The sequence below is a fragment of the Sphingobium sp. L-44 genome (assembly GCF_056859495.1).
This window is the reverse complement of record NZ_JBSXOQ010000097.1, coordinates 120103-126589: the sequence shown is the minus strand read 5'-3', so window position 1 is coordinate 126589 and position 6487 is coordinate 120103. Positions and strand designations below refer to the sequence as shown.

The 6487-nt window shown below is 60.0% G+C and carries 11 protein-coding genes and 1 pseudogene; 1 reads left to right on the top strand and 11 read right to left on the bottom strand.

Annotated features, from left to right (window positions below; genetic code table 11):
• Positions 1–134: 134 nt before the first annotated feature.
• The 4 genes and pseudogenes from istA to AC13EK_RS15760 form a co-directional block, all read right to left on the bottom strand.
• Positions 135–752 (bottom strand): annotated as a pseudogene (gene istA / locus AC13EK_RS15775) (IS21 family transposase); the annotation flags it as partial.
• Positions 753–1918: 1166 nt separating this feature from the next.
• The gene (locus tag AC13EK_RS15770) at positions 1919–2248 is read right to left on the bottom strand and encodes a hypothetical protein (protein ID WP_069338302.1); all 330 of its coding nucleotides are present in this window, start codon (positions 2246–2248) and stop codon (positions 1919–1921) included.
• Position 2249: 1 nt separating this feature from the next.
• A complete protein-coding gene (locus AC13EK_RS15765) occupies positions 2250–2390 on the bottom strand; it encodes a hypothetical protein (protein WP_162272335.1) in 141 nt (46 codons plus the stop codon).
• A 16-nt stretch (positions 2391–2406) separates the two neighbouring features.
• Positions 2407–2757 (bottom strand): hypothetical protein, encoded by a 351-nt coding sequence (locus AC13EK_RS15760; RefSeq protein WP_069338301.1) that lies wholly within the window; start codon positions 2755–2757, stop codon positions 2407–2409.
• 41 nt (positions 2758–2798) lie between these two features.
• On the opposite strand from AC13EK_RS15760, the gene AC13EK_RS15755 reads away from it, so the two are divergent.
• Positions 2799–3509 (top strand): SOS response-associated peptidase family protein, encoded by a 711-nt coding sequence (locus AC13EK_RS15755; RefSeq protein WP_483022268.1) that lies wholly within the window; start codon positions 2799–2801, stop codon positions 3507–3509.
• Here the strand turns inward: AC13EK_RS15755 and AC13EK_RS15750 are convergent.
• The 7 genes from AC13EK_RS15750 to AC13EK_RS15720 all read right to left on the bottom strand — a co-directional run bounded on the left by AC13EK_RS15750 (position 3506) and on the right by AC13EK_RS15720 (position 6426).
• Positions 3506–3658, bottom strand: coding sequence for a hypothetical protein (locus tag AC13EK_RS15750; protein ID WP_170828747.1), 153 nt, complete (start codon positions 3656–3658; stop codon positions 3506–3508). The genes AC13EK_RS15755 and AC13EK_RS15750 overlap by 4 nt on opposite strands.
• Positions 3630–4031, bottom strand: coding sequence for a thermonuclease family protein (locus AC13EK_RS15745; RefSeq protein ID WP_081331790.1), 402 nt, complete (start codon positions 4029–4031; stop codon positions 3630–3632). Before AC13EK_RS15745 ends, AC13EK_RS15750 begins: the two co-directional genes overlap by 29 nt.
• Positions 4032–4379: 348 nt before the next feature.
• On the bottom strand, positions 4380–4796 hold the full coding sequence (locus AC13EK_RS15740; RefSeq protein ID WP_069338299.1) for a hypothetical protein: 417 nt from the start codon (positions 4794–4796) through the stop codon (positions 4380–4382).
• The gene (locus AC13EK_RS15735; RefSeq protein ID WP_069338298.1) at positions 4796–5128 is read right to left on the bottom strand and encodes a hypothetical protein; all 333 of its coding nucleotides are present in this window, start codon (positions 5126–5128) and stop codon (positions 4796–4798) included. Before AC13EK_RS15735 ends, AC13EK_RS15740 begins: the two co-directional genes overlap by 1 nt.
• Positions 5125–5745 (bottom strand): hypothetical protein, encoded by a 621-nt coding sequence (locus AC13EK_RS15730; RefSeq protein ID WP_277788555.1) that lies wholly within the window; start codon positions 5743–5745, stop codon positions 5125–5127. The genes AC13EK_RS15735 and AC13EK_RS15730 overlap by 4 nt, the downstream gene beginning before the upstream one ends.
• Positions 5738–5974, bottom strand: coding sequence for a hypothetical protein (locus tag AC13EK_RS15725; RefSeq protein WP_069335632.1), 237 nt, complete (start codon positions 5972–5974; stop codon positions 5738–5740). Before AC13EK_RS15725 ends, AC13EK_RS15730 begins: the two co-directional genes overlap by 8 nt.
• On the bottom strand, positions 5971–6426 hold the full coding sequence (locus tag AC13EK_RS15720; protein ID WP_069335631.1) for a hypothetical protein: 456 nt from the start codon (positions 6424–6426) through the stop codon (positions 5971–5973). Before AC13EK_RS15720 ends, AC13EK_RS15725 begins: the two co-directional genes overlap by 4 nt.
• Positions 6427–6487: the final 61 nt, after the last annotated feature.

Sequence of the window (6487 nt, the reverse complement as noted above, 5' to 3'; positions counted from 1 at the left end):
CATGCAGATCGAGGGCATGGCCGCCCTTGCCACACCCATAACCGAGGAGGTTCAGCCGCTACAGATTACACCCAAGGCCGCCTGAAAATGCAGCCCGATGGCCAGCACCGAAATTACACCACATTGACGGACGTGACCTTGTCGACGGCCGTGCGCATATTGTCATAGATACCCCGGCGCGGCACGCCGCCCAGCACGCGGAAGGCGTGATTATGGGCGTCGAACAGCATCTCATGGGTTTGCAGAAGGTAGGCGCGCACGATGAATGCCCGGCTGTAACTGAGCTTGAAGTGCGCGACCTGCAGCTTGGTCCGAACCCCGGCAATGATTGCCCAGTCCTCACTCCAATCAAACTGGAAAGCTTCCCCCGGCGCGAACGACAGGGGCACGAATGTCCCACGCCCGCCAATCTGTTGCTGGCGCCGATAATCTTCGCGCCAGTCCCGAGCAAAAGCGGCAACCCGGTTGTAGGATCCTTCATAACCCAGGCTCACCAGATCGGCGTGAAACTGCTTGATCGTGCGCTTCTGCTTGCGCGATCGGCCCATCTCGCGCCGCAGCCAGGCCGCCAGATGCTCAGCAAATGGATCCAGTTTGCTTGGTCGATCAGGCACCTTGAATCGCGGATCGATCGTCTCGGACCGCAAATATTTGCGGATCGTGTTGCGTGATAGTCCGGTGCGCCGCGCTATCTCCCGGATCGGTAGATGATCGCGAAAATGCCAGCGCCGGATAACGCTCAATAACGCCATGTCCAACACTCCATATACCCTCGCTTGCCAAAGCCAGGGACGAGTTCAACATGGGTCAATTCTTAGTGGAAATTTACGCCCTACCCGGGTCACTTCTCAGTGGAAATCAACACGCCGGGCTCAAGTCTCAGGTCCCCGCGCTGCATAAATAGCGCCAGACCTGTCACGAGAAGGTGCTCCTGGCGCGCGCCGCTATGACGTTGAACCTCGCCAGGAGCAGTTGCAGGATAATCGCGAAGAAGAAGACGTTCAAGGGTAACCCCGTCTGCCTCAGGCGGGTCAGCCCGACCGATACTCAAATCGGTGCAGTGCAGCGGGTAGATCGCCCTGCCATTACACGCCGACGGAAGCGTGCCCCTGACACGCGTCGCGATGACGATAAGGTGCGCCAGGAGCCGACGCTCGATAGCGCACGGGGAATCGAAAGCCAAGACATGGCCGACCCTCGTCGTCAGCCCTGATTGCGTAGGTGACGGAACGCCATGCTGACGATGAAGATCGCCATTAGGTAGACGATTAGATCTGATGCTCCGTGTGGCATATCCGGCCCTTTAGGGCAACGATAACCAAGCGGCAATATGGTTAACGTGCGGGGGATAGCGAGCAAAGCTATGCGCTTCTTGCTAACAATACTTTTGGCAAGATAACGCTACGGCTGCGTACAGTTCCGCCAATCTGTCTATTCGTTCATGCAACAATACTGACCCACAGACCGTTCCTTAATTCAGATTATAGTTGGGGAACTTTTATGCAGACGCACGAAGCCCGTTCGTTTCAAGCGACCTTAGGGTCTCACTATCTTGCACTCTACCGGGTTGGCGAAACTAATCGCTGTCCGGGCTGTCGGGGCGAACAGTGGCTGGTAGGCCGCATGATGGCGGAATGTTGCCAGTGCGGATCAGCGCTGCCGCTTGAGCAGTTCAGCACTTACAGCGCCACTCCGCGCATCGAACGTCGCGATTATCAGGATCACGGTTTGCCGGAACATCTTCGCACGGTTGCTTGAGCAGGCGGCAGGGTGATCCTGACCGACTAACCGATTGCAAACGCCGGTCAGGATCCGTGGTTGAGATAGCACCATTTGCTCCCGCGATCAAACCGACACCGCGATGATCAGCCAGAACTCAAGGGTGAGTAGTAGACGCTTCACTCGCCATTCCTCTTCGTCAGCCGCGATACCGGTTGAGAATCCGCTTCCATTCTCGCTCGTCTGGCTGGGTCAGCGTAATCATGTCGCGCGGGTACGGCTGGATCAAATCAAGGCGCCGTGGCCGAACTTTCTGCCCAAGTGATTGACGGCAGGCGCGGCACCACATTTTGGCGCGAACAGCGCGAAAATCATCTGGCCAGCCCTGGCAATGGAAACGCCAGAACAGGCCGTGCGGATCGAACGATGCGAAATGGCCGCAGCCGCAGGACACCTTGACCGCATAATGCCAGGCAGCAGCCTCGAACAGGCAGGTGGCCTGCTTCAGGCCGTCACGATAGCGCGCCATTTCATCGAGCCGCGACTGTCGCGATATGCTCCGCCCATATCAGCGCGCCGATCATGAATGGTCCGTCGTCCCGAAGTCCGTTGCGTATTTCCGCCAGGAATTCCCGGTTGCCGTGCCCCTTCGCTTCCAGCGCGTCGGCCACGGCCGCCCGGATGTCTTCAATCCTCGGCATCGACAAATGCCGGAAAGATGCTGAAATCTTCAGGCGTCAACGGGCCGGTCAGCATCTTGCGATAAATATTTGGATTGGTCGTCTTGAGGTCGACACCGCAATCCTCCGCTTCGGCCACCAGATTGAACCTGGCACGAAGGGAGGCAAGTACCAGTTCGGGCGCTACATCCTGATATCGCGCAGCGAAGCTGGTGATGGTATGCACGCCGCTGCCAGCGCTGCGGATCAACGCAAAACCCTCTTCTGCGTCGTTAACGGTGAAGGGCACCTTATTTAGAGCGGTGCAGGCCAACTGCCATTCGGCATAGGGCGCTCCCTCTTCCAGCAATTGTTCCATCGAGCTTCTCCATCCGAGTCGTGTCGTCATAGTAGAACGAAATGAGAACAAACGGGAGTCCGGTTGACTCTCGGCTGGCCGCGAACCACGCTGCAGCCATGTGCAATCGGGCAGAGCGCGGCGACACGCAGAAGGTGCTGAACCTGTTCGGCGCGCGCAAAGGCGCCCGGTTCAACGAAGGCCCGCTGGAGACGCACCCGGCACAGCCAGGCACGATCCTCCGCCTGGAGGAAGGCGAACTGGTGCTGGAGCAGATGACGTGGGGCTTCCCCCTCGCCCAGAAGAGCAAGAAGACCGGTAAACCGCTGAAGCCCAAGCCCGTGAACAATGCGCGTTTTGACAAGCTCGGCAGCTATTGGAAGCGCTGGGCAATCGATCCGCGGAACCGCTGCCTGATCCCCACCGCGCGCTATGCGGAAGCTGTGGGCGAGCCGGGCCACATGACCGAGACATGGCTATCGGTGAAGGATCAGCCCATCTTCGCATGGGCAGGCCTCTGGACGAACAGCGATGAATGGGGCGGCGTCTATACCGGCGTCATGACCGACAACGCGCCGGAGCTGATCGACATTCACGACCGGTCGCCGGTGATCCTCGATCCGGCCGATTGGGAAACCTGGCTGCATGCGCCGCTTGAGGAGCTATACCAATTCGATCGGCCATATCCTGCTGAGCGTATGGTGGTCGAGCATACCGACGCGCCGTGGTTCAGGAAGAAGGGTAGCGCGCCTGCCGGTCCGGCGCTGCTTTAGAAGTCGATCCCGCGCCGTTCCATTTCGTCAATCACGGCCTGTTCGACCGGCGTGAGTTGCTCAGGGTCTGGGACAGCAATCCATAGTTCGACCAACTGCTGATCAGTCAAATCGGCGACTTCACCGGCTGCGTTGAGGTGGTCCTGCATAGCGGCACTCCTTCGCGAGTCTTCCGCCATTATCCCATTTTTGCATGTAAACGGCCACCCCGCGGCGCAACTGCTCGCAAGCCAGGTTCTTGTCATCAGCGTAGACCTGCGCAACAGTCCGCCCATAGCGATCGCGCGTGACCGGGCTGATCGTCACCCCACGCGCCACCAGCTTCTCCAGCGCCTTCTTGCTGGCCACAGGATCACCCGGCGCGCAGGTCCGGCCTTTGCGGCAGTGGCCGGCCATTTCCGGCGCGTCGATGCCAAGCAGGCGGACGCGGCCGATCTCGGAGCAACGCAGGGTGTCGCCGTCGACGGCCGTGCAGGTGGCGGGCGGCGACCAGATCGAGAGCAGGAGGATGGGGAGGATCATTCGTGCCGCTTATCCCTGCGCGGAATATTTCGGAAGCGAGGATATGCGGGAGGATCCTCTCCAGCTGGGCAATTGTCAGGCGCCTTCGACAACAAGCGCTGCTTTTCCATTGAACGGCGAGAAGGATAATTCATTGCGTGCCTCCTTTTGGGAGGGATGCATGGTTGCCTTCATTTCACTGGATAGCGTTGGCGCAGAGTGATGATCCGGCGAGCCATGCTCCAATCCCGTAGTCTGGGTTTGAAACTTGCCCCATGCGGGGCGCTCTAACCGGATGATCATCTGCTCGAATCGGAGCAGCTTGGTTCCGTGAGTTCGGTTATAGCAATGCCATGGGTCGCTTGCCAATTAGCAGGTGTCCCCCGCCTCCCGCGCTTCGGAGAGGGCGGCGCGCTCGGCCTTGAGGACTGCGTTCACATCGCGAGCGAACTCGCCAGGGATGCGGTCAGCCGGATCGCCACATTCTGGCGCAACGTCATTCATGCGGTCGATGTAGCGGAAAACGATATCACGCAGGGGGTCGCGCCTATCCTTCCCGGCGGTTGCAGCGGCGACGGACTGGAGGCGGAACTGTGCGATCAAGGCCAGCATCTTGTCGCAGTCGCCAGAGCAATCCAGAAGCGCGTCCAAATGATCGATGTCCGCCGTTGTCCAGCCCTCGGGTTCGTTCGGCTTAGTGGTCATGTCGTCATGATCCTTGATGGGGTGGTCATTGCACCAACCGATATCGGCGCACACGGGGCATTCTCGGCTCCAGAGTGCCATCACCCTTCCTCCCCGCGCTTGGCGCTGGAGAGGGCGGCAGGCATGAACGACAGGTCAGCGAAACAATCGCCGAAGCCGATGCTGAGCGTGTAGGCCATCCTCCCGTGATTTTTGGCGGTAGGCTCCCCGATTTCATTAACGGCGAATTGCGACAGGATATCGTCAATCACCTGGCGCGGCGTCGAAACGTCTTCACGCCACGGGATCGCCACAACGTCGAAGTCGCGCGCCATGGAGCCATGAACTGCCAGCGCATAGCCATGCTTGCGAGCAATCTCTGCGAACTGCGGATATAACGCCGCATACCATGGGGCGAAGTTGGCCGCCTTCATGGCTGCGCCTCCCCCTCGCCGTCGAACGCCTGCCCGCGAGATTGGGGCGGGTGGGCGTAGAGGGGTTTGGTCAGCAGGCATTTGATGGGTTCGCAGCCATCGCGAACGATGTCATTCCCGCCGGTCTGAAAACGCCACTGGCCATCGCTATAGAAATATGCGTGGCAGAACACGCCGTCAGCGTCGGTCCGCAAAGCGCATTTCGCCGCATAGTCATCGACCCCGGCAGCGATCAATATGCCGCCCTCCCCCGCGTCGAACTCTTGGCCGAGACGCTGGAGGGTGGGGAGTGGGGCTTGTGTATCATAAAACCCCTTTGCACGATCAACAACTGTGCTTGTGGTTATTCCATGATCGACAACGGGAGCGGCCACCAGCGCCCCGGCCTGATCAGTCGTCAAGGATTGCTTTACAGGTGCGGCAACCTGTAAGCTGTCATTACAAGTTGGGTTGGCGGGATTTGCCTTCCGCGCAAACACAGCCAGCGCCACCATGACATCAGCGATATCCTCGTTCGACAGATGAGGAACATGCCGCCAGTTACGGCACGCTTGCTCCAAGAATTTCACGGCGTCGTCCCGCGTCACACCGGTTACCATCTTCACAGCATCAGTCATGTTCAGTTTCCTTGGATAGCAGGATGGCGCGAACGGCGAGGCCGAGCGGGGTGATCGGGTAAATCAGCCGGCGCGATGCGCTTTCGGGATTGTCGAAGTAGGCCGGCTCTTTCAGGCCCAATTCCTCAAGCTCAGCGGCTTCATGCGGCGGGATATCCACCAGGTGGCCGATCATGATGTCCCGCTGCGCCTCTGTCAGCTTCTCGGCTATCTGGTGGGCGGGGGTCATGCTGCCACCTGCGCTTCTGGATCTTGCGTTGCCAGCCATCCATCGCCCCAGCGCCACATGCCGTAGCAGTGGTGGGGCGCTGGATCAGTTTCGCTCTCAAGTCGCGGGTTGGCGCCAGGAACGGCCGCCATCGCCGCAAGCGTGGCTTTGACCGCATCACTGTCGCGCTGGCCCTCGCGCGGGCGCACCTCGATAAACAGCGCATCAGGGCTATGGCCGCAGACATGCCAGGTTGCAGGCCATTGAGCGGCGTGGGCAACCGGATCAGCTCCAGCGCCCGGCGATCCCGATGCAGCGCGATTGATTACCAGCCCAGCATCCCACGAACCACTGTATGACCATAGACCGGCTGCGCGCATGGCATCATCAACGGCCCGCACCAGATCGCCAACGGCGTGCAGTGCCGCGCCGCGATCATACCTTGGCTTGGCGGCGAACAGGTCGAGTTGCATCACCCCCTCCCCATCAGATCGGCGGGGCGGGTGTCTCGATTCGCGAGTTTGGCGGGGCCAG